This window comes from Bacillus sp. FSL K6-0138, from assembly GCF_037982765.1.
Classification (GTDB): domain Bacteria; phylum Bacillota; class Bacilli; order Bacillales; family Bacillaceae; genus Bacillus; species Bacillus glycinifermentans.
On record NZ_CP150286.1, the window covers coordinates 3,426,251 to 3,446,777 of the forward strand.

The 20,527-nt window shown below is 46.3% G+C and carries 22 protein-coding genes; 9 read left to right on the plus strand and 13 right to left on the minus strand.

Going from position 1 to position 20,527, the window contains the following annotated elements:
* Positions 1 to 8: 8 nt before the first annotated feature.
* Both MHB78_RS18145 and MHB78_RS18150 read left to right on the plus strand, forming a co-directional pair.
* On the plus strand, positions 9 to 524 hold the full coding sequence (locus MHB78_RS18145; protein WP_046130849.1) for a DUF3267 domain-containing protein: 516 nt from the start codon (positions 9 to 11) through the stop codon (positions 522 to 524).
* 73 nt (positions 525 to 597) lie between these two features.
* Positions 598 to 813: a hypothetical protein gene (locus MHB78_RS18150; protein WP_046130850.1), complete on the plus strand. Its 216-nt coding sequence runs from the start codon at positions 598 to 600 to the stop codon at positions 811 to 813.
* A gap of 53 nt (positions 814 to 866) precedes the next feature.
* Here the strand turns inward: MHB78_RS18150 and MHB78_RS18155 are convergent, their stop codons facing one another.
* Positions 867 to 965 carry a YjcZ family sporulation protein gene (locus MHB78_RS18155; protein WP_081605348.1) on the minus strand — a complete coding sequence of 33 codons (99 nt, stop codon included), beginning with the start codon at positions 963 to 965 and terminating at the stop codon, positions 867 to 869.
* 211 nt (positions 966 to 1,176) lie between these two features.
* On the opposite strand from MHB78_RS18155, the gene MHB78_RS18160 reads away from it, so the two are divergent.
* Entirely contained in the window at positions 1,177 to 2,529 is a 1,353-nt protein-coding gene (locus MHB78_RS18160) for an IS1182 family transposase (protein WP_046131917.1), read from the plus strand.
* 149 nt (positions 2,530 to 2,678) lie between these two features.
* Here MHB78_RS18160 and MHB78_RS18165 read toward each other — a convergent pair whose 3' ends face one another.
* A complete protein-coding gene (locus MHB78_RS18165) occupies positions 2,679 to 2,765 on the minus strand; it encodes a YjcZ family sporulation protein (RefSeq protein WP_003180245.1) in 87 nt (28 codons plus the stop codon).
* 163 nt (positions 2,766 to 2,928) lie between these two features.
* Between MHB78_RS18165 and MHB78_RS18170 the strand changes: the two genes are divergently transcribed.
* Positions 2,929 to 3,792, plus strand: a complete 864-nt coding sequence (locus tag MHB78_RS18170; RefSeq protein ID WP_046129511.1) for a peptidylprolyl isomerase — start codon at positions 2,929 to 2,931, stop codon at positions 3,790 to 3,792.
* A gap of 44 nt (positions 3,793 to 3,836) precedes the next feature.
* Here the strand turns inward: MHB78_RS18170 and MHB78_RS18175 are convergent, their stop codons facing one another.
* From MHB78_RS18175 to MHB78_RS18200, 6 genes are all read right to left on the minus strand, one after another.
* Positions 3,837 to 4,064, minus strand: a complete 228-nt coding sequence (locus tag MHB78_RS18175; protein WP_046129510.1) for a sporulation YhaL family protein — start codon at positions 4,062 to 4,064, stop codon at positions 3,837 to 3,839.
* A 68-nt stretch (positions 4,065 to 4,132) separates the two neighbouring features.
* A complete protein-coding gene (gene yhaM, locus MHB78_RS18180) occupies positions 4,133 to 5,077 on the minus strand; it encodes a 3'-5' exoribonuclease YhaM (protein WP_046129509.1) in 945 nt (314 codons plus the stop codon).
* A 49-nt stretch (positions 5,078 to 5,126) separates the two neighbouring features.
* Positions 5,127 to 8,078 carry an AAA family ATPase gene (locus tag MHB78_RS18185; protein ID WP_046129508.1) on the minus strand — a complete coding sequence of 984 codons (2,952 nt, stop codon included), beginning with the start codon at positions 8,076 to 8,078 and terminating at the stop codon, positions 5,127 to 5,129.
* Between the two features lie 13 nt (positions 8,079 to 8,091).
* A complete protein-coding gene (locus tag MHB78_RS18190) occupies positions 8,092 to 9,321 on the minus strand; it encodes a DNA repair exonuclease (protein ID WP_046129512.1) in 1,230 nt (409 codons plus the stop codon).
* A gap of 122 nt (positions 9,322 to 9,443) precedes the next feature.
* Positions 9,444 to 10,715 carry an ABC transporter permease gene (locus MHB78_RS18195; RefSeq protein ID WP_046129507.1) on the minus strand — a complete coding sequence of 424 codons (1,272 nt, stop codon included), beginning with the start codon at positions 10,713 to 10,715 and terminating at the stop codon, positions 9,444 to 9,446.
* A complete protein-coding gene (locus MHB78_RS18200) occupies positions 10,708 to 11,604 on the minus strand; it encodes an ABC transporter ATP-binding protein (RefSeq protein ID WP_046129506.1) in 897 nt (298 codons plus the stop codon). Before MHB78_RS18200 ends, MHB78_RS18195 begins: the two co-directional genes overlap by 8 nt.
* A 119-nt stretch (positions 11,605 to 11,723) precedes the next feature.
* On the opposite strand from MHB78_RS18200, the gene MHB78_RS18205 reads away from it, so the two are divergent.
* Entirely contained in the window at positions 11,724 to 11,909 is a 186-nt protein-coding gene (locus MHB78_RS18205; protein ID WP_046129505.1) for a YhzD family protein, read from the plus strand.
* 193 nt (positions 11,910 to 12,102) lie between these two features.
* Here MHB78_RS18205 and MHB78_RS18210 read toward each other — a convergent pair whose 3' ends face one another.
* From MHB78_RS18210 to MHB78_RS18220, 3 genes are all read right to left on the minus strand, one after another.
* Positions 12,103 to 12,258, minus strand: coding sequence for a hypothetical protein (locus MHB78_RS18210; RefSeq protein WP_157759327.1), 156 nt, complete (start codon positions 12,256 to 12,258; stop codon positions 12,103 to 12,105).
* On the minus strand, positions 12,248 to 13,366 hold the full coding sequence (locus tag MHB78_RS18215; RefSeq protein WP_046129504.1) for a Rap family tetratricopeptide repeat protein: 1,119 nt from the start codon (positions 13,364 to 13,366) through the stop codon (positions 12,248 to 12,250). The genes MHB78_RS18210 and MHB78_RS18215 overlap by 11 nt, the downstream gene beginning before the upstream one ends.
* Before the next feature lie 171 nt (positions 13,367 to 13,537).
* On the minus strand, positions 13,538 to 14,311 hold the full coding sequence (locus MHB78_RS18220; RefSeq protein ID WP_046129503.1) for an enoyl-CoA hydratase: 774 nt from the start codon (positions 14,309 to 14,311) through the stop codon (positions 13,538 to 13,540).
* Positions 14,312 to 14,516: 205 nt separating this feature from the next.
* Between MHB78_RS18220 and MHB78_RS18225 the strand changes: the two genes are divergently transcribed.
* From MHB78_RS18225 to def, 4 genes are all read left to right on the plus strand, one after another.
* Positions 14,517 to 14,843, plus strand: a complete 327-nt coding sequence (locus MHB78_RS18225; RefSeq protein WP_046129502.1) for a hypothetical protein — start codon at positions 14,517 to 14,519, stop codon at positions 14,841 to 14,843.
* 64 nt (positions 14,844 to 14,907) lie between these two features.
* On the plus strand, positions 14,908 to 15,405 hold the full coding sequence (locus MHB78_RS18230) for a cation:proton antiporter regulatory subunit (protein WP_046129501.1): 498 nt from the start codon (positions 14,908 to 14,910) through the stop codon (positions 15,403 to 15,405).
* Positions 15,406 to 15,411: 6 nt separating this feature from the next.
* A complete protein-coding gene (locus MHB78_RS18235) occupies positions 15,412 to 16,626 on the plus strand; it encodes a cation:proton antiporter (RefSeq protein ID WP_046129500.1) in 1,215 nt (404 codons plus the stop codon).
* Positions 16,627 to 16,977: 351 nt separating this feature from the next.
* Positions 16,978 to 17,559 (plus strand): peptide deformylase, encoded by a 582-nt coding sequence (gene def / locus MHB78_RS18240; RefSeq protein ID WP_046129760.1) that lies wholly within the window; start codon positions 16,978 to 16,980, stop codon positions 17,557 to 17,559.
* Positions 17,560 to 17,593: 34 nt separating this feature from the next.
* On the opposite strand, the gene MHB78_RS18245 is transcribed toward def, so the two are convergent.
* Entirely contained in the window at positions 17,594 to 19,102 is a 1,509-nt protein-coding gene (locus MHB78_RS18245; RefSeq protein ID WP_046129774.1) for a coproporphyrinogen III oxidase, read from the minus strand.
* Between the two features lie 160 nt (positions 19,103 to 19,262).
* A complete protein-coding gene (locus MHB78_RS18250) occupies positions 19,263 to 20,126 on the minus strand; it encodes a Cof-type HAD-IIB family hydrolase (RefSeq protein ID WP_046129759.1) in 864 nt (287 codons plus the stop codon).
* Between the last annotated feature and the right edge of the window lie 401 nt (positions 20,127 to 20,527).

Sequence of the window (20,527 nt, forward strand, 5' to 3'; positions counted from 1 at the left end):
TGCCACACATGAGTTGCTGGAAAACCATCAATCTGTTAAAAGATTATGGAGGCATGCGGATCGCACTCACCGCAGTCAGTTTAATGATTTTGTTTTTTATTCCCGAATATTTGGCCATGCAGCTGATTCATCCTCAAACCGTTCAAAGAGGCGACCATGCGCTTTTGTTCGCAGGCGTTTTAGCTCTTGCGATTATCGCTCATAAAATCCTTCATATCTTCCCGATCGTGGGCAAGAAAAAACTAGAAAAGAAGATATATTGGCTGAAAATGAGAACATGGAGAGAGATCCCGAAAAACACGATGCTTGTCTCCCTTCTCTGCCCGTTTTTGGTTATCACGCCGGTTCTTTTTTATGCAGGGGCCGTCATGCCAAGCTTTTCCCACTATTTTTGCATCATTTCCAGCATTCATTTCGGCTACTGCCTGCCCGATTTTTTGTTCGCCTGGAAATTGATCAAAGCGCCAAAAAATTGCTTTGTCGATCAGGAAGCCGACGATTTTGATATTTTGATACAAAAATAGGCGGCAGGCGGTTGGAAAAACCTTTTTTTCAGTCTATTTTCTATCTTTTTTAATAAATATTTGGTAATGTAATATGGAGCAGAAACAGAGAGGGGGATCTCCTATTATCCTTTTTTATTTCATCCTGTTTGCGATATTTACTGTGTTTAACATAAACAAGCTTACAAATTCTTTATGCCTTGTCAGAGAGATTCCTGAAGAACGGCAGGATAAGGTATTCAGAATGATTAACGTGCTGATTTTGATATTATTGATCTCATCATTCATCGAGATTTCCTTTACGGCATAAAGAAAAAGGATAGCTGCCCGATCAAATCGATCCGGCAGCTATCCTTTTGTTTATTAGCATATCCAAGAAGCACCAATAATAATTAATAAAATGAACAGCACCACCAGCAGCGCAAAGCCGCCAGCAAAACCTCCAACGTAACCGTCGCCCATATTGACACCTCCTCTGCCCCAGTCGTTACGATAGTGTATGCACGAATGTCATGAAACGATTAGGCTCTCCTCACAAAAGAAAAGAACCGCCTGAAAAAAAGCGGTTCTCAGGCTGTCGAGAAAATCGACAGCCTTTTTCATTTTTTCCTTAAATTATCCATTTCACCATTTTATAATAAAGAAAAGCCTTCTAAAAGGACGGTGTCTGTTCATGTTCTACACAAGGAATTCTTCCCAGAACGAAGCTGAATTTGTATTGCTTGATCAGCTTGTTGAAGAGGATCACCTGCTTCGTAAAATTGACAAGTACATCGATTTCTCTTTTATCATTGAAAAGGTTAAACCTTACTACAGCGAAAATAAAGGCCGCCCCTCACTTGATCCGTTGATTTTATTCAAAATGATGTTTATCGGATACCTTTACGGTATCCGTTCAGAAAGACAGCTCGAAAAAGAAATTTACTATAATATGGCTTACCGATGGTTTTTAGGGTTAAACATCAACGATCCAGTTCCTCACCATTCAACCATCAGTTGGAATAGACGTACACGCTTTAAAGATACGACCATTTTTCAAGACATTTTCGATGAGATCGTTCTTCAGGCCATTAATCATGATATGGTAGGAGGCCGTGTCCTTTTCACAGATTCAACTCACCTCAAAGCCAATGCCAATAAGCATAAATATACGCGAAAAACGATTGAGCAGGATACACAAAACTATATAAAGGACTTGGATAAAGCCGTCCAAGAAGATCGGGAAGCACGCGGAAAAAAGCCTTTAAAAGCCAAAGAGGAGGTGAAAACTAAAAAGGAAATTCGTCATAGTACAACTGATCCCGAAAGCGGCTATCTTTACCGTGAAAACAAACCTGAAGGTTTTTTCTATTTAGATCACCGAACAACGGATATGAAATTCAATATCATCACCGATGCCTATGTAACGCCCGGTAATGTCCATGATTCTGCGCCTTATCTCGATCGATTAGACCACCAAATCGCACGATTTGGTTTTCAAGTTGAAGCCGTCGCTCTTGATTCTGGCTATCTGACAACTCCAATCTGTAAAGGACTGTCCGACCGTCGAATTTTTGGCGTTATTGCTCATAGACGCTTTCATCCTACAAAAGGTTTGTTTCCGAAGTGGAAGTTTCATTATGACCGTGAAAAAAATCAGTACATTTGTCCGAACGGACAAACACTCTTATACTCAACAACAGATCGAAAAGGCAACAGATTTTATAAGTCCAACCCTGAAAAGTGTGTCTCATGCCCTCTGCTTGAAAACTGTACAAGATCGAAAAACCACCAGAAGGTCGTCTCAAGACACATATGGGAGGACCATAAAGAAAAGGTCAGGCAAAATCGTTTGTCCGACTCCGGAAAAATCCTCTACAAAAAAAGAAAAGAAAAAATAGAGCGGAGCTTTGCAGATTCAAAACAGCTGCATGGGCTTCGCTACTGCCGGTTGAGGGGAAAACAAAATGTGAGCGAACAAGTTCTCCTCACCGCCGCTTGCCAGAATATGAAGAAGATTGCCACACACTTAGCCAAGCTTGGCTAAGTGTGTGGGAGGGCTTTTTCCTTTTATAAAGATTAAAAAATGAACAAGAAATTTTATGAAATAAAAAAGCTTGTAGGAAAAAACATGTTTTTCTCTACAAGCTGAGAACCGCCTGAAAAAAAGCGGTTCTTTTCCTATTTTCCACGATTTTAGTACAGATAAGCTGCACCAACGATGATTAACAAAATAAATAACACGACCAACAAAGCAAAACCGCTTGAGTATCCTCCGCTCATGTTATTGACCTCCTTTTCTTGATCACTACATGTGTATGATCCCAAAGAAAATTTGACTAGACGGATGCCCTCCCCTTGAAAATCTTTTTACAGCATGTCAGAATATGATATGATACAATTCAAAGGAAAGTTTAAACTGTTATGATTAGGAGTGTTTTCATTTATGAAAAAGATTGCTATTGCGGCGATTACGGCGACAAGCGTTCTTGCTTTAAGCGCGTGCAGCAGCGGAGACTCTCAAGTTGTCGCTGAAACGAAGGCCGGAAACGTAACGAAAGAAGAGCTTTATCAAACACTAAAAGAAAATGCTGGGGCAGATGCGCTTAACATGCTTGTTCAGCAAAAAGTGCTCGATAAAAAGTACAAGGTTACTGACAAAGAAATCGACAAAAAGCTGAATGAGTATAAAAAAACCGCGAGCGACCAAATTGACGCGCTCATTAAGCAAAAAGGCGAAGACTACGTCAAAAAACAGATCAAATATGAACTTCTTATGCAAAAAGCCGCAAAAGATAACATAAAAGTAACAGACAAGGAAGTAAAAGAGTATTATGACGGCTTGAAAGGCAAAGTCCATGTAAGCCACATTGTCGTCAAAGAAAAGAAAACGGCTGAAGAAGTTGAGAAAAAGCTGAAAAAAGGCGAAAAATTTGAAGACCTTGCAAAAGAATACTCAACTGACGGAACGGCTGAAAAAGGCGGCGACCTCGGCTGGATCGGCAAAAACGACAATATGGACAAAACGTTCACCAAAGCAGCTTTTGCTTTGAAAACCGGCGAAGTCAGCGGACCTGTGAAAACGCAATTCGGCTATCACATCATTAAGAAAACAGAAGAACGCGGCAAATACGATGACATGAAAAAAGATCTGAAAAAAGAGCTTCTGGCACAAAAAGAAAGCGATACGACCGAACTTCAGACAGTCATGAACAAACTTGTCAAAGATGCCAACATGAAGGTAAAAGACAAAGAGCTGAAAAAACAAGTCGAACAGAATCAGGCGGCAACTACAAGCGGCAACAGCTGATTCAAAAAAAGCTGTCCTCCCCTTTTCGGGGCCGGACAGCTTTTTTATGCGATCGAGTGGTTGTTTTCCGTTTCATGCTGTTCTTGCTTTTTCGAAGACTGCTTCATCCGCCTTTCCCTTTCCTTCTCCATTCGTTCGATGTAAATCCTGCCTTCCTTTTCTATAAAAGCCTGATCGATCTTTTCTTCTTCCTTTGCCGTTGACATCAGCTTATAGGCGCTGAAAACAATGCCGACGATACAAAGGTAGACCCACCACGGAAATAACAGCACGGCTTATCCCCCTTTTTCAAGAACGTGATATACCTGAAATGTATGCAAAAGGGAGACAAGTTATGACGTTATTTATGAAAAACGGGCTTGTAAAAGGAACGATTATCCAAGGCAAAGACGCGTTCTGTATACTCTCCCGGCTTGACCCTTTCAAGCGCCCTGTCCATCATATTGATCTTCGCGTCGAGATTGTCGATGTAGTGGAGAATTTCAGCTTCTTTGACCATCGGCGGCTTCGGGCTTCCCCATTCCGGTTTGCCGTGGTGGCTCAGAATTAAATGCTGAAGAATGAGAATCTCCTCAGAGTCGATTTGCAGCTCTTCTGCAGCCTTTGAAATTTCGGTCACCATGATCGAAATGTGGCCGAGCAGATTCCCTTCAACCGTATATGTCGTTGACACCGGGCCTGAGAGCTCTTTTACCTTCCCGAGATCGTGCAGGATGACGCCTGCATACAGGAGATCGCGGTCAAGAGTCGGATATAAATCGGCGACCGCTTTGGCGAGATTGAGCATTGACACGACATGATAAGCCAGTCCAGACACAAATTCGTGGTGATTTTTGGTCGCCGCCGGAAAATCGATGAATTCCTTTCCGTATTTTTTGACAAGGTGCCTCGTGATCCGCTGGATATTCGGATTTTTCATTTCAAAAATATATTGGGTGATCGTCTCCATCATTTCATTTTTCGGAATCGGCGCGGTTTCCAGAAAATCATCGATCTTCACATTTTCATGCTCTGCCGCAGGTCTAATATTTCTCAGCTTGAGCTGGTTGCGCCCGCGATAATGATGAATGTCGCCGACCACTTTAACGATCGTCTGCGGTCCATAGATCGTTTCGTCATGTTGCTTGGCGTCCCAAAGTTTAGCTTCGATATCGCCTGACTGATCCTGCAGCATCAGTGTTAAAAACGGTTTTCCGTTGCTTGCGATTCCTTTTGTTGACGACTTGATGAGCAAATAACAGTCAACCTGCTCGCCAACCTCGTGCAGCATGATACCTTTTGCCATTCTAAAGCTCCCTCCGTTTTCCTACATAAAATTATTATAGCATAATCCTTTAATTGCTAGTTGCTTCCTTTTCCGCCAAGGAAGAAAGCATCATCACTTCCTCTTCCCGAAATGCATCCTTCACATGCTCATGGCACGTAAAATAGAATATTTGCTGTTCTTTTCCCGAAAGCTGCTTTAACATGTCAATCACCTTCTTGAGCCTTTCTTGATCAAAATGGACAAAACTGTCATCAAGCTGAAACGGAAGATTGATGTCATTTTGATGGGACAAAGCGAGAGCGAATCGTATCGCTAAATAAAGCTGCTCACAGGTCGCCTGTGACAGTTCGTGCGCGTGAAACACGGCTCCGTCCGTTCTCATTACCATCATCGAATCGGGGTTTTCGGAAAAATAAATTTTTTCATAACGTTCGCCTGTTAACGGCTTCAGAAAGGCCTCGGCCGTTTCCAGGAGTTTCGGAAGACGGATCTTTTTATGATCATCCATCCTGTTTTTGACGGCCTGCCTGACGAGCTTGATCGAAGCCCACTTTTTGGCGAGTGCGGCGACCCGCTCTTTTTGCAGCTCCACCTCATGCGTCAGTTCGGAAACGGTGCCCGATTCTTCCAGCCTCCGCTGCTCTGCAAGAAGCAGCGCAGCTTTTTCTCTCTCTTCTTTGAGCTGCTGTTCTGTCAGGGTTTTTGTTTCTTTCGCCGCTGCAAGCTGATTTTCCAGATCTGCGAGCGTATGGCCGGAGGCAAGCCGGACAACATTCTCGTCTTTTTTGCCCAGCTCCGCCTCGATGGATGCCAGCTTTGCTTTTAATTCCTTTTTTTCCTGATCCAGTTTGGCAAGCTCTAAAAATGAGTCCCTATCATTTGCCCCGGCCTTTTGAAACAGCTCGGCGATCCGCGATTTGAAGTATTCCGCTTCCCCTGCCAATTCTTTCATCTGCTCAAGCGTATGCTGAAGCGACAAATCGATTTCCTGCTTTTGGCGCAGCTTTTCTTTTTGCAAATCGAGCTCGTGTTTCAGCCTGAAAATCGATTCCTGCACGCTTCCTTCGGAATGGCCGAGCGATGAGGCAAGATTGTTGAGCCGTTTTTCAAAAGATGCCCTCTTTTCCTCAAAGCGGGCGAGCTCCCTTTCCATTTCCCGCTTTTTCGCGATTTCTTCTTTGAGCTCCTTGATTAAGGCATATGCATCAGACAAAAACGACGGGTCTATCGACAGATTAAGCTCTTTTAAAAAGCGGTCGGTTTGTTCCTGGTAAGGAAACATCTCCTTTTCCCATTCTTCAAATTGTTGAATCGCCCGTTCGTAGTCCGCTTCCTTCTGCCTCAGCTCTGCCTGTTTTGCGACGAGAAAGCGCCTGTTTTGATCGTCCCGCCACAGCTCTTCTCTCAAGGATGTCAGCTCCGGAGCATGATCCGAAGCGTCCCCTTCGAGTCCTTCAAGCTGCTCGCGGATGAATGCTGACGCTGAAGAAGGACCGGCCTTTTTCAAAGAAAAGAGGAACAGAACGGCAGCTACAACGATAAAGCCGCCAAGGAGCCACTGCTGAAAAAACAGAGCCGCCAGACAAGCAGCAAAGGCTGTGAAAACGGCCGAGAATGCTTCCAGTTTCCTCCTCTTCTCCCGCTCTTTTTCTTCCCTCTTAAGCAGGGACAGCTGTCTGATGAGATCCTCCCGCTTCTCCGCCTTTCCTCCCGCAGCTTCCAAACGGCTGACGGTTTTTTCTTTTTGCTTGCGGACATCGTCAGGCATCACTTCTTCCGAGAGTTCAGCATATGCCTGCTCGGCTTCCTCAAGATCGGCCCTCGCCTGTTCAAAGCGATCGTCTAGAACCCGTTTCTGTTCGCGCAATTGAAGGTAAGCGCGGATCGCCTCCTGCAGCTTCCACTCATAATCGTACGTTGTGTCGATGTTAAGGATTTGCGACTCGTCTTCGATTGAAAGGCGAGCCGTTCCTGCCTTCACCCGTTCGTCAGCCTGCTTGAGCTGTTCTGTCAGCGCCGTGATGTTTTCCTTGTAAGATTGGTAAACCGGGTATTCTGACAGAATCTCTTCGATTTGCCCCTCGTGCCGGACATAGGCTTTTAAAGGGAGAAGGGCTGACGACTGCTTTTCCAAGTCGCGTTTCTTTTCTTCCAGCGCCTTCAGCTGGGCCTCTTTTGGATGCAGGTGGGATTCATACTTTTCAAGCTCGAAAAGGCCTGACTCGGGAAAGCGGTCTTCCCCTTCGCCGGCTGCTTCAAGCTGCCCTTTCAGCCGGCGTTCTTCCTTTGTAAGCGGATGAATCTCGATCGCCTGCTCGCATATGGCGATGTTCCGCACAGCATCTTCCAGCAGCTGCTCGTTTTCCTTGATCGCCGCTTCTGCCGTCCTTTTTCCGTTCAGGATGAGATGGTATTCGCCTTCACGCGCCTTCGCTTTTTTCAGTTCCTCTGAAAGCCGTTTTAAATGATCGAGCTCCCGGTTGAGCTCAGGCTTCCGTCCATTCGGCTTAAACAGCTCTTCCTGCGCTTTCGTAAGGCTTGCATCCATGTTTGCAATCGCGTCCGAGCCGAATAAACTTGAAAAAAGCAAAAAGCGGCCGATTTTGTCGCGGTTGAATTTATGAATTTCCTGAAGCCCGAACACATCGAATGAGTAGATCGCTTTATACAGACGCCTGTCCATGTTCGATAACAGATTCTTTAGAAAGTCCTCCGAGCGGATGCTGCCGTCTTCCAAAAACACGTTGACCCGGTCTGGCTTGCCAGCCGTCCGTTCGATGCGGATATTGCCGAAGGCCGGATGCAACGCTTCAAGCATTCCTCCGTACACGCCGCCTGCTTTCGGTTCATACCGCTTTGTTTTCGGAAAGCCGAACAGCATGCTTTCAATAAAAGACATTAGCGTCGTTTTTCCGGATTCATTCAGCCCGTAGATTAAGTGAAGGTTAGCAGTCGGGAGGCGAAATGTCTGATTGGTAAATTTGCCGTATCCGTATATATGCAGCGTATGAATATTCACCCCGTATCCTCCCTTATCTTTTCATGCTCTTTAGTTCATCGAGCAGCACTTTTTTCGCCTCTTCGCGAATTCCGCAGAGGTCCTCTTCATGAAAACGCGCTCCGTACCTTCTAAAGACGGGGTGCCTCTCCAAATCGCCAAGAACCTGCCCAAAGTCTTGAAAATCATCGATCTCGCGGGTGAGCTCCTGAAAAAACGCATCGCTTTCGATCGCGCTCACACTCCCCACGGTGCGGTCTTCGACAGCGGCAAGCCAGATGAACGACTCACCGTCTTCCTCCTCGCCGCGAAAGACGTCAAGCAGCTCGTCGATGATGCCGGCCGGCCTTTCCGCCAAATAAGGCGGTGTTTCTCCCGTCAGCACCGCTTTGATGCAGACTGCCGCCCCCTTGCTTCTGAAGGGCTGGAGGGCATCCTCCATGCTGCTGATCAAATCCGTCAAATGCCGTGTCTCTGACACGTCGATGGGAAGTGCTTCCCAGAGGACGTCTGACGTCGCTTTAAATTCAAAAGACACCCCGCTCTCGTCCGCCCTGACGAGATAGCAGCCTTTTTCGCCTGTTTCCTTCATATGGCGGGACTGGGTGTTCCCCGGATAAATTACCGCCGGATGTTCGGCGGAAACGACCTGCCGTTTATGTATGTGGCCGAGCGCCCAATAATCCATCTGCCCGTTTTTTAAATCCTGAAGAGAAAAAGGACAGTACGGATCATGGCCGCTTTCTCCTGAAAGCGTGCCGTGGATCATGCCGATATGAAAAGGGGCGCCGTTCGATGATCTTTTCATTTCGGCGGCTTTGTTCGCAAAAACAGATCGCTCCGGATAGCTGTAGCCGTAGATGGTTGCGGCAAGCCTGCCGTTTTTATAAAACGATTTTTCTTCAATGCGGGCCGATGAGAACACGTGAACATTGTCAGGCCACTCGATCGGCGTCCACTCGCCGCCCATGTGATCGTGATTTCCGAAGATTACATAAACCTGAATGCCGCTTTCCTCAAGCTTTAAAAACTGTTTGCGCAAAAAGAGCTGAGCTTTTAAGCTGCGGTTGGCTTCATCGAAGAGATCACCGGCAAGCAGCACGAAATCGGCCTGTTCTCTGACGGCGAGCTTAAACATATTCGCGGCGCTTTCAAATGTGCTGTTTCTAATCCGCCTGTAAACCGGCTCCGGAAGCCCGCTGATGCCGCGAAACGGGCTGTCCAGATGCAGGTCGGCCGCATGAATGAACGTAAGGTTTGTCAATCTTTTGCTCCTTTTCAAAACGTTTCTGCCCCCATTCTATCACGGCTTTCAGGCGAATGCACGTTCTACTGCTCCGCCCGAAAAAGCAGCTTTTCTTGAAAGCTGCTTTTCTCGTTTTCTCATTATTGGTCTTTTGAGAGCCGAAGCGCCTGTTTGATATTTTTCAGTCCGCCTCCGCTTCCGTACATCAAAACTCCGCCTTTATAGACCCTTGCCCCGACGATCGCAAGGATGACGATCGTTGCGGCGGTGATTCCGATGCCCAACGCCGCTTCCCAAAACGGAATATCGAGCATTCCGACTCTGAGGAACATGATCATCGGCGCAAAGAACGGAATAAACGACGTCACCGTAATAAACGTCGAATCAGGTGCACTTAATCCAAACATTGCGATCATAAACCCGGCGACAACAAGCAGGATCATCGGTGAAATCGTCTGCTGAACATCTTCGATCCTGCTGACGACGCTTCCGAGAAACGCTGCAAGCGTCGCATACAGGAAATAGCCGAGCGCCAGGAAAATCACGCCGTACACAAGCGTTGATACAGGAACGCCTGACACGTCCAAAAAGCCTTTAATCAGCTCAGACGCTCCGCCTGCTGCCTCCTGGTTCCCCTTGAGGGAAAGATATCCCGCAAGAAACAAAGCGGCAAGCTGTGTAAGCCCGAGCAAAGCGATGCCGAACAGTTTGGCGAACATCTGCTGGACGGGCGGGACGCTTGAAATTAAGATTTCCATGACGCGGGACGATTTTTCCGTCGCCACTTCAGTCGCAATCATTGAAGCGTACATCACCACGGACATATAAATGACGAACAGCACGATGTAGACAAGGCCTGACGCCTTTTGAAGCTCTTCTTCTGTTTTGGCCCCTTCTTTCAAGGCGACGCTTTTTACTTTAACCGGTGTGAACAGCTTATTCAGCTTGTCAGACGGTACGTTCAGCTCAGCCGTACCGACGGCGATCTTCGTTTGGGAGAGCGCCTGTTCCATCGTGGAAACGGCAGATGAATCGGCGATATCGAGCGCTTTGTACGTTCCCGTCAGTTCGCCTTTTTGATCTTTTGACAAAATCAAAATGCCGGCAAGCTCATCGCCTCTGACGTCTTTTTCCAGCTCTTTTTCCGGCTTATCCGCTTTTACAAGCTCAAGCTCATCGTCTTTGTCAGCGATTTTAAGCTGCTGGGAAAACGTCTCATACAGTTGATTCGATTGATCAATGACGGCAATTTTATCCGGTTCGCCGCCGTCTTTGTCAAACATCGAAATAATATTGCCCAGGTTGGTGACAACCAGGACGAGCGCAAGCGTAATCGCAGTCGAGATGATAAACGATTTCGTTTTCAGCTTGCTTGTATATGTATGAAACAGTACAATCCAAAACTTATTCATATCGGGCACCAACCTTTTCTATGAAAATATCATGCAAAGAAGGTTCTTCAAGTTCAAATTTCCTGATAAACCCGCGCCCTTGGAGCATTGAAAACAGCTTTTGGGAAACTCCCTCATTTTCGACCTGGAGCCTCACGCCTTCAGAAGTCTCCCTCCATTTTGTAATCCCGTCCGCTTCTTTCAAAAAGGTCAAATCATCGTCCGAATGGATCGTGACGTTCTTTTTGCCGAAGGAACGCTTAATTTCTTTCAGTTTTCCTTGAACGACCGGTTTGCCGCGCTGCAAAATGCAGACGTGCTCGCAAAGCTCTTCGACATGCTCCATTCTGTGGCTCGAAAACACAATCGATGTGCCGCCGTTTTTCAGGGAGATGACGGCATCCTTCAAGAGCTCCACATTGACGGGATCCAGTCCGCTGAACGGCTCATCAAGAATCAACAGTTCAGGCTTGTGGAGCACGGCCGTAATAAACTGGATTTTTTGCTGGTTTCCTTTTGAAAGCTCTTCAACCCGTTTATCCGCATATTCTGTAATGTGGAAGCGCTCGAGCCATTTCTCCATCTCCTTGAGCGCTGCCTGCTTTGTCATACCTTTGAGGCGGCCAAGATATACGAGCTGGTCTTTTACTTTAAGCTTCGGATACAGCCCGCGTTCCTCCGGCAAATAGCCGATTCCGTTGCTGATGCCGTATGTAATCGGTTTTCCTTTCCAGGTAACGGTGCCCTCTGATGCATTCAATAGGCCCAATATCATCCGGAACGTCGTCGTTTTGCCCGCTCCGTTTGCACCGAGCAGTCCGAACATTTGCTTTTCCGGGATATCAAGCGTCAGATCGTCAACAGCTGTAAACGAGCCGAACCTTTTTGTCACATGATCGATTTTAAGCATAGAAAAACTCCTCCTTCCAATTTACAATCATACGTTAGTCATATCACTTTAAAAAGGATTTTTTTGATTTTTATATAAATTTAAGAAAAGCAAACAAATTTTACGAAAGGAGAAACAGAATGGAAGTCTATTATGTAACCGTATTTGCAACTACCGGGGAAACGCTTTTGAACGAACGTTTTGAAGCGGAAAATGAAGAGGAGGCAAAACAAAAAGGAAAAGATCTGCTGAAGGAAAAGCGGTTTTTGGATCATACGCACCGCGTAGTCCATTCGTCCGGTAAAATGATCGTCTTTCACAGCTGACAAAAAAACGGGCGGCAGCATTTGAGGAAAGGGCCCAGATGTTGCCGCCGGAAATGTTTCCTGTAATACGTGATCTCCAAGGTTGACCGCTCCAAGTAAAAAAGACGCATAAGCGATCCGTTTCTGCCGAGCAGCTTCATAAAAAAACACGCCGGACATGCCCGCTGTGAAAAGTATCGTGTTTTTCAGCGGGTCACGCTTTCTGAACGGCAGGTGCCGCGGACGGCCCGTCATAATTCGTAATCATTTTGTCAGCATACAGCCGGGCGGAATGCCCTTCCCCCAAAAAGCCCGCAGAAGTCAGCACAGCAGCCAGCGACAATGTGACGGACAACAGCTTAGCTTTCATACAATGCATCTCCCCTTTGAATTTTTCGTCTTGCCTGAGCGCTCTTTTCATAATAAAAAATGGAATCTTTTAGTCGCTCAATTTGATTATAATATTGGGCGGCATCCAAAGCCAGCTCTTCAACGGCCGCGTAGAGACGTTTTGACTCCAAATAATCAAACCCCTTTTGGACGGCGCCGCGGTCCCCGCCGTCTAAATACAGGCCGCGCAAAATGTTGAGCTTTGCCTCGTGCTCTTCATCGTGAAGGGATGCCGCGCTTTTGATGCCTTTTTCATAGCACTCGGCCGCTTCAGCGTGCCTTGACTGCTTTAAACGGACGTACATCAAGTTATACAATACCTTAGGCACGTATGACGACGTTTCTTTTTCAAATATGGATAAAGCGTTTTCCATATGTTCTGAGGCTTGCTGATACGCTTTAAGATAAAAGTAACAATTCCCCAGATTAAAATGGGCGGATGCCGTCAAATGGCTGTTTCCGATTGTCTCGGCATCCTCAAGCGCATGTTTAAGATTTGTGAGCGCATCGTTGTATTTCATCGATTCGACCAAATTTCCGGCGATGATAAAATCACAATAAATCTTTTTCTCCTTTAATGTTTCATAAGATTGAAAAATATCGGAAGCCATCGTCGCGTAGTTGATGGAAAGGTACCTCTGATTGATATAGTAATAAATTTCGGCGAGCTTATAATAAAATTCGGCTTTTTCAACCTTGTCCTCTAATGCGTTCACTTTTTGTTCGGCCATTTTATAACAGCTGATCGCTTTGACGAATTCCCTTTTCTTAAACTCGTACATTCCTTTAAAAAACCAAAAATAATAATTTAACAGACCTGTCATCTGGTCCTCTTTTTCCTCTAAATCACGAAGATTTTTTTCGATGTTTTCGCTTTTTTTCGGCTTCAGATAGCTGAGCATCAGCTTGTGCCTGAATTCAAGCAGAGAGTAATAAAGCAGCACATCCTGATTTTCTTCCATGTCCTCGAAGTCGCGCAATATTTCGGCTTTCAGCAACTCGCTGGCGGCAACCTGATTTTTCCGAATGGCGCTGTACCAGTCATTCAGCTTTGCTGCAACGTATTCAGATGGAATCTTTTGTTTCAATTTCCTCCCGCCCCCTCGGCTCGAACATCTCGATGTCTAGATTAACTTCATAAATTGATTTTCGCAGCTCACATCCAAGACTAAAAGACTAATATATTTAGAGATGTCAAACATTATACCATACAAATGGCGCGTTTTTTCGCGATTTAAAAATAGGAGGGACGGCTTTCTTCATGCATGCTGATTAAAGTGCGGTTTCCGCTTCTCCAAAAATGCGCGGATCCCTTCCTGATGATCTTTTGTCATCCTCATTCTGAGCTGTGCTGCTTTTTCAAGCGCGAGCGTTTGCTCAAGGCGTCCGGCGTTCAAGGTTCGGTATATTTTTTTCGTCTCGATCATCGCACAAAGCGGCGACTCAAGAAGCTTTTCGAGATGCGCGCCGGCATGCCTGTCAAGATCGCCGCTGAACACGGCATCAACAAGGCGGAGCTTCTGGGCTTCGTCCGCCGTCAATTTTTTGCCGCTCCAAATCAGTTCCTTTGCCGCCGTTTCGCCGACTCTCCGCTCCAAGAAAAAATGGCCCCCGCCGTCCGGGATCAGTCCGATGCCGATAAAATTCATCGCCAGCTTTGCTTCTTTTTCAGCGAGCACATGGTCACAGCCGAGCGCCAGACTCATGCCGAGCCCGGCTGCCGCTCCGTGGACGGCCGCTACCGTGATCTTCGGCATATTGTAGAGCATCATCACAATGTCGTTAATCGTATCGATAACCTCTTCTGCCAAGTTCTCATCCGCGGAAGACAGCATCATCTTAATATCGCCGCCTGCTGAAAACCCTTTTCCGCTTCCTTTGATCAGCATGATCCTGGACGTGCTTTCCTCCGCCAGTATGAAAGTCTCTTTCAGCTCCTTGAGCATGTTTTCGTTCAGGGAATTATACGCCTCAGGCCGATTCAGCACCACCTCAAATACTTCGCCGCTGTCCTTCCATTTAATCAATTCCATGAGACCACCTCCATTGAATGCGTTTCCATCAGGGGATTGCTTAACTATTCCACTTTTTATTTTCAAAACCTTTTTTTCAAGGCAGAATCGGCTGATTTATTCCATTTCAAGATCAACTGATACTGAAATAAGCCTTTTTAGTTGAATGATGGTCTTCATTTTTATATCATGATGGTAGAGAGCATGCGAAGAAAGGAGGGGGAAAGTGATCAAAACCATTTTGACGTTTTTGTTAAGTTTATCCATCTTAACGGTGTCATTCTTCGTTCAGGACGAGATCACCGGCTTCGATCCTGAAGCAAGCAGCCATACGTCTCTCAATTCCTCAAACCCTGAGACCCATGTTTTAAAGCCCCCTCCTTTGGCAAAAAGCTTTCTGAATCAAACAGGGAAGAATGCAAATGTTTTTTCTTCTGCACAAGCCGAAAGCGCAACCCGTTTCAACCCTCAGCTTGAGGTTCGGCACGGTGATTTGCTTTTGGAAAAAACGTGCGCCATCCCTGTGAAATACCAGTCGAATTACCTCTCCTGACTTTTCCTGTTTTGTCTGTATAATGATCAGATCAAAAGGAAAAAGTTATTTTGGAGGGATACGATTGAATATTAAAGAAAATGATCTGCCGGGCATCGGCAAAAAATTTGAAATAGAGACGAGAAATCATGAAAAAATGACGATTGTCGTTCATGACGACGGAAGAAGGGAAATCTACCGTTTTGACGACGAAGATCCCGATGAAATCGTGACCAACATTTCTCTTGATGACGGCGAGGCGAGGCAACTCGCCGCCATCCTCGGCGGAATGGTCTATAAGCCGCAGGCGCTTGAATCGATTGAGATGGCGTTTAACGACCTGATCATCGAATGGTTCAAAGTCGAAAAAGGGGCAAATGCCGTCGGCAAAACCCTCGGTGAAATCGACGTCAGGCAAAACTACGGCGTGACCGTCATCGCAATTATTAAAAAGAATCAGGAAAAATTGTTGAATCCTGGAGCAGACTCTGTTCTTGAAGAAAACGACACGCTCGTCCTGTCCGGTGAAAGAAAAAACCTCAAGAAAATGAAACAGGATTTTCTTTCCCGAAAGGGAGGGTGATGCTCATTGGATCATCTCGTATTTGAAGTCGGCACCGCGCTCCTGCTTGTTGCAATCGCTGCCTTAATCGCGAACCGGATTAAATTCTCGATCATTCCCTTTTTGATTATTCTGGGAATGATCGTCGGCCCGCACGCTCCGAGGATCGGCATCATAGACCTGAGGTTTATCGAAAGCTCAGAGATCATTGCCTTTTTCGGCAGAATGGGCGTCCTGTTTTTGCTCTTTTATCTCGGACTGGAATTTTCGATCGGAAAGCTGATCAAATCCGGACGATCCATCGCTGTCGGGGGAACGATTTATATTCTGATCAATTTCAGCTTAGGCGTCCTGTTCGGGTTCATCGCGGGCTTTGAGTTTCTCGAAGTCCTGATTGTCGCAGGGATCATCACGATTTCTTCGAGCGCAATTGTCGCCAAAGTACTCGTCGACCTAAAGAGGACGGCGAATCCGGAAACCGAGCTGATTCTCGGAATCATTATGTTCGAAGACATTTTCCTCGCCGTTTATTTATCCGTCGTCTCCGGGCTTGTCCTTGGCGATTCGACTTCAGTCGGAAAGGCGCTGCTTTCGATTTTGATCGCCTTCGGCTACATGATTTTGTTCTTTATCGTCGCCAGGAAGCTGCCGAAATTGTTAAATCGGCTGTTTGATATCCGTTCAAACGAAGTCTTTATTATCGTGATTTTTGCGCTGCTCTTCTTTGTCGCAGGCTTTTCGGAAACGATTCACGTTGCCGAAGCGATCGGTGCCCTGCTGCTCGGCCTCGTGTTTTCTGAGACAGAGCATTCCAGCCGGATCGAGCACCTGGTCGTGCCGTTTCGCGATTTCTTCGGTGCGATGTTTTTCTTCAGCTTCGGCTTGAGCATCGACCCGTTTACATTGGGAGATGCGGTATGGCTTTCTCTAGGCGCCGTCATCCTCACCTTGGCCGGAAACTTTATCGCCGGCATGGTCGCAGGCAGAAGAGCCGGGCTTTCCCATAAAGCTTCGTCCAATATCGGCTTAACGATCGTCTCACGCGGCGAGTTTTCGATCATCGTCGCCAATCTCGGGATCGCCGGCGGACTTTCAGCCACATTAAAGCCGTTTGCCGCTTTGTACGTGCTGATACTGGCCATATTGGGACCGCTCCTCACAAAGGAATCGAAACGGATTTTCAATATGCTGAATCATGTGTTTAAATGGAAAAAACCTGAAGCAAAAAAACAGCGAGGGTGACAGAAAGGAGACTCCTGCGGAGTCTCCTCAGATTGTTGACAAAATCATAAAACGGTTTATAGTTTTAGGATTTTGTCATCCTTTCAGCGTGATTGAAAACCCTTGCAGTCTAGGAAGGCCGAGCATCGGAGCGGAGCGAATGTTGGAATTCGTGAGCACCGACGCGCAGGCCTGACAACGAATGCGAGGGTTTGTCGACACGCTGAGGAGACTCCTGCGGAGTCTCCTTTTGCGTTTTCGCGGAAATGCAAGCCATTGGACATTCGCATTTTGAAAAGATATGATCAACTTGTCCAAATTTGATCCGGCTTTTTAGAAATTCCAAAAAAGAAAGGTGGAGAGTCTCGGTCTATGAGCAAATTTCATTCAGATTATACGATCACGATGAAAGATATCGTAAGAGAGGGGCACGACATACTGAGAAAAGCAACCGCCGGCGTCAGCCTTCCTCCATCCGAAGAAGAAAAGGAAGAGCTTTTGGCGATGCTGCAGTTTTTAAAAAACAGCCAGGACCCCGAGACGGCCAAAAGGTACGGTCTTCGCCCCGGCGTGGGATTGTCCGCAAACCAAATCGGCCTTGATAAACGGATGTTTGCCGCGTATTTTACAGACGAGAAGACTAGGCAGCACGAATACATGCTGCTGAATCCAAAAATCGTCAGCCATTCCGTCAAGATGATTTATCTGCCTGAAGGAGAAGGCTGCCTCTCCGTCGACAGGGACGTAAAAGGCTATGTTCCGAGGTATGAGAGAATCAAAGTGAAAGCATACGACATTACCGGAAAAGAAGTGGTGCTCAGGCTGAAAGGATACGCCGCCATCGTGGCCCAGCACGAAATCGACCATTTGAACGGAATCATGTTTTACGACCGGATCAACAGCGAAAACCCGTTCAAGCTTCCGGAAGGTGTAGAGATCGAAAGCGCATGGTAAACAAAAGGGCTTCCGGCGATGCCGGAAGCCTTTCTTATCCCCCGCTTTTGGCGTCTTGTCCAAACAGTTCTGACAAGTAGCGGAGTTTTTCTTCTGTATAGTGTTCAAATCTCTCATTGTACGATTTCGGGTCCTTTGGATTGGCGAAATGTGTGATTTTTCCCGTTTTCGGATCGACAAATTTGCTCGCCGCCCCGCACCCGATGCCGATAATCGTCTGCTTTTCTTCCATAATCATAATGTTATAGATGCTTTCCTGGCCCGGAAGAGAGTACCCGATATTTTCAAGGTTGCCGAGGATGTTTTTTTGTCTGTACAAATAGTAGGGACGGTAGCCGTGCTTTTTCGTCCAGGACACTGCGTCATCCATCATTGCGACGATTTCCTCGCGGTCTGCCACTTTATACTTATGCTTGTTTCTCGTCATTTCCGAAGCGCGTTTGAATGACAGCGTATGGACGGTCAGCGATTCCGGCATTAATTTCTCCGTTTCCGAAAGGGAGTTGCGGAATTCTTTAACGCCTTCCCCCGGGAGGCCGATGATCAAATCCATATTGATATTTGACATTCCGTGTTTGCGCGACAAATGGTATTTTTCGATCGTTTCTTCAACCGTATGATGGCGGCCGATCGCCTTTAATGTCTCGTTTTCATACGACTGCGGGTTGATGCTGATTCTGTCGATGTTCCATTTTTTTAAGACGTCAAGCTTTTCCGGGGTAATCGTATCGGGGCGGCCTGCTTCAACCGTGACTTCGCGGATGTTTTTGACATCGGGAAATGAACGGTGCATTTCCTCATACAACAGATCCATTTCTTCGGCCGTAATGCTTGTCGGCGTGCCGCCGCCAAAATAAACGGTCGTGATCTTGACGCCGTGTTCTTTCAGCCATTCGCCGATTTTCTGCATTTCGTAGTGAAGCCCCCATAAGAAAGAACCGACCCGTCCTGCCTGCCCTCTAATGGCATAGGCAGGAAACGTGCAGTAAGCGCATTTTGTCGGGCAAAACGGAATGCCGATATAAATGCTGACTTCCCTGTCAAGGTCGTATAAATCGGGCACGGCTTTAAGCTGGCGGTCAACGATGTTTTGCATCAGCTCGATCTTTTCGTCATGGATTAAGTAATCTCTTTTCAATTCGGCGTGTGCCGTTTCTTTTGCCACCCCGCTTTGCAGTTTTTTGTGCAACAGCTTTGTCGGGCGTACTCCCGTCAGAATCCCCCACTTCTGAACGATCCCGGTATGTTCTTGAAGAACGCTTAAAAATACGTAAGAAACGGTATTTTTCACTTGCTTAAACGCTTCTTTCTCCGGCAACTCAGGGTCCAGTGACTTCGTGTACTCAGCTTTTATATCAGTTCCTTCAATCGCCCCTGCAGCCCGGACCGACGAAACGTCCCGCTCATAATGCAGGGCGATTGAAAGGTCCGGAGCAACTTTTTCGCCAATCGCGACCTCGGACTCTTCAAAAAACAGGTTGGCTATATTCTCGAGCGGCCTCACGAATCTGTCGTCCTGAAGCCCTTCTATATGAATGCGCAATATCATCACCTTTTTCGTTTCAAAACTTTCTTTAGTGTACAAAAATACCTCGCCAAAATCAATCCAGGAACACATCGCCGAAAAAAGCACTGCCGCTGTAAAGAATGCAGGCCAACAATAAAATCCCCGTTTTCTTAGAAAACAGGGATGAACATCCGTTTTACACTTTTCTGATATGAAATTTTTTGAGAAAGTCTTTGCTTTGCTGCTTTCTGAAATATTCTTTTAACATGTAGGCGACGCCTTGTTCATCGTTGGACCGCGTCACCCAGTCGGCTTTTTGCTTGACCTCCTGAGGGGCATTCCCCATGGCGACGCCCATCCCCGCCAGTTCAATCATCGGGAGATCATCGGTATCATGCCCGATCGCGACGACGTCCTCCATTTTAAAGCCGAGGTCTGCCGCAAGCATCGCCAAACCGGATTCTTTTGAAACCCCTTTTTGAACGATCAAGAGCTTTTCCCCGGCCTGGATGACATCTACTGAAGGAAAGGCATTCTCGATCGTATGCGTGATCTCTTTCTTTTCTTCCATCGTGCAGTAAACCTCAATGACCGGCGCGCTGACCGGTTCATCCATCAGCATATCGCTCAAGGAATCGACGAACTGCACGGGGTAAAAAATCGGGTCTGACGGATGGATCATCGTCTTTCCGAGCAGATTTGAGTTTGTTTTTTTCCGGTTGCCGATCGAATATTTTTCGTGCAGAATCCTGATATTGCAGTCATAGCTCTCCAATATTTGAACAAGATTAAACGTCTTTTCCTCAGAAATTCGTTTTTCATAAAAAGGCTCATCAATTTTGTCCGCAATAATTGCACCGCTATGGGTGATCAGCTTTGCATCGAGCTTTAGCGATTTGGCGATTTTTAACGCGGAGCGAAAATGTCTGTTCGTCACAAGCGTTACATAAACGTCTTTCTTCTTAGCGTATTCTATCGCTTCCTTCGTTGCGGGATGAAGCCGTCCGTTTGTCCGAAGCAGCGTTCCGTCTATATTCAGCGCAAGCATTTGTTTTGACACCTGGAGGTCCCCCTTCTTTGATGACTGTACCTGTTATAGAGAATATGTCCCGAAGGGCTCCTTTAGAACAGACCTCAAACTAAAAAAGCCTGTCTGCACAGACTTTTCGTTCGCATCTTTCGGATACGATCATGATTCTCCCTTATTGAAAAACTGCGAATTCAATGCCCCTTTCATTCAATTCGCAAAAGATATAATAAACCCCTTTTGTCTGACCGGCATATGCGCTTATTCTCTGTACCCCTTAGCTTTTGCCGCTTAGTCGTATATGCTCATGATCGTATCCCGGCAAAATGTAAGCACTTACACATTGTATTATCTCAGCAATTTCATCAATTGACAAGTCTTTTTTAAAAATTAATGAAGTTATTTGTTTACTTAATTAAGTATAGTCCGGCGGG

Bases quoted from the DNA above. Each gene is read 5' to 3' on its own strand.
- MHB78_RS18205 (WP_046129505.1), top strand. From the start codon at position 11,724: ATGGAAGTCTATTATGTAACCGTATTTGCAACTACCGGGGAAACGCTT.
- def (WP_046129760.1), top strand. From the start codon at position 16,978: ATGAGCAAATTTCATTCAGATTATACGATCACGATGAAAGATATCGTA.
- MHB78_RS18165 (WP_003180245.1), bottom strand. From the start codon at position 2,765: ATGAGCGGAGGATACTCAAGCGGTTTTGCTTTGTTGGTCGTGTTATTT.
- MHB78_RS18145 (WP_046130849.1), top strand. From the start codon at position 9: ATGAGTTGCTGGAAAACCATCAATCTGTTAAAAGATTATGGAGGCATG.
- MHB78_RS18195 (WP_046129507.1), bottom strand. From the start codon at position 10,715: ATGAATAAGTTTTGGATTGTACTGTTTCATACATATACAAGCAAGCTG.
- MHB78_RS18220 (WP_046129503.1), bottom strand. From the start codon at position 14,311: ATGGAATTGATTAAATGGAAGGACAGCGGCGAAGTATTTGAGGTGGTG.
- MHB78_RS18200 (WP_046129506.1), bottom strand. From the start codon at position 11,604: ATGCTTAAAATCGATCATGTGACAAAAAGGTTCGGCTCGTTTACAGCT.
- MHB78_RS18160 (WP_046131917.1), top strand. From the start codon at position 1,177: ATGTTCTACACAAGGAATTCTTCCCAGAACGAAGCTGAATTTGTATTG.
- MHB78_RS18170 (WP_046129511.1), top strand. From the start codon at position 2,929: ATGAAAAAGATTGCTATTGCGGCGATTACGGCGACAAGCGTTCTTGCT.
- MHB78_RS18210 (WP_157759327.1), bottom strand. From the start codon at position 12,258: ATGAAAGCTAAGCTGTTGTCCGTCACATTGTCGCTGGCTGCTGTGCTG.
- MHB78_RS18150 (WP_046130850.1), top strand. From the start codon at position 598: ATGGAGCAGAAACAGAGAGGGGGATCTCCTATTATCCTTTTTTATTTC.
- MHB78_RS18155 (WP_081605348.1), bottom strand. From the start codon at position 965: ATGGGCGACGGTTACGTTGGAGGTTTTGCTGGCGGCTTTGCGCTGCTG.
- yhaM (WP_046129509.1), bottom strand. From the start codon at position 5,077: ATGGCAAAAGGTATCATGCTGCACGAGGTTGGCGAGCAGGTTGACTGT.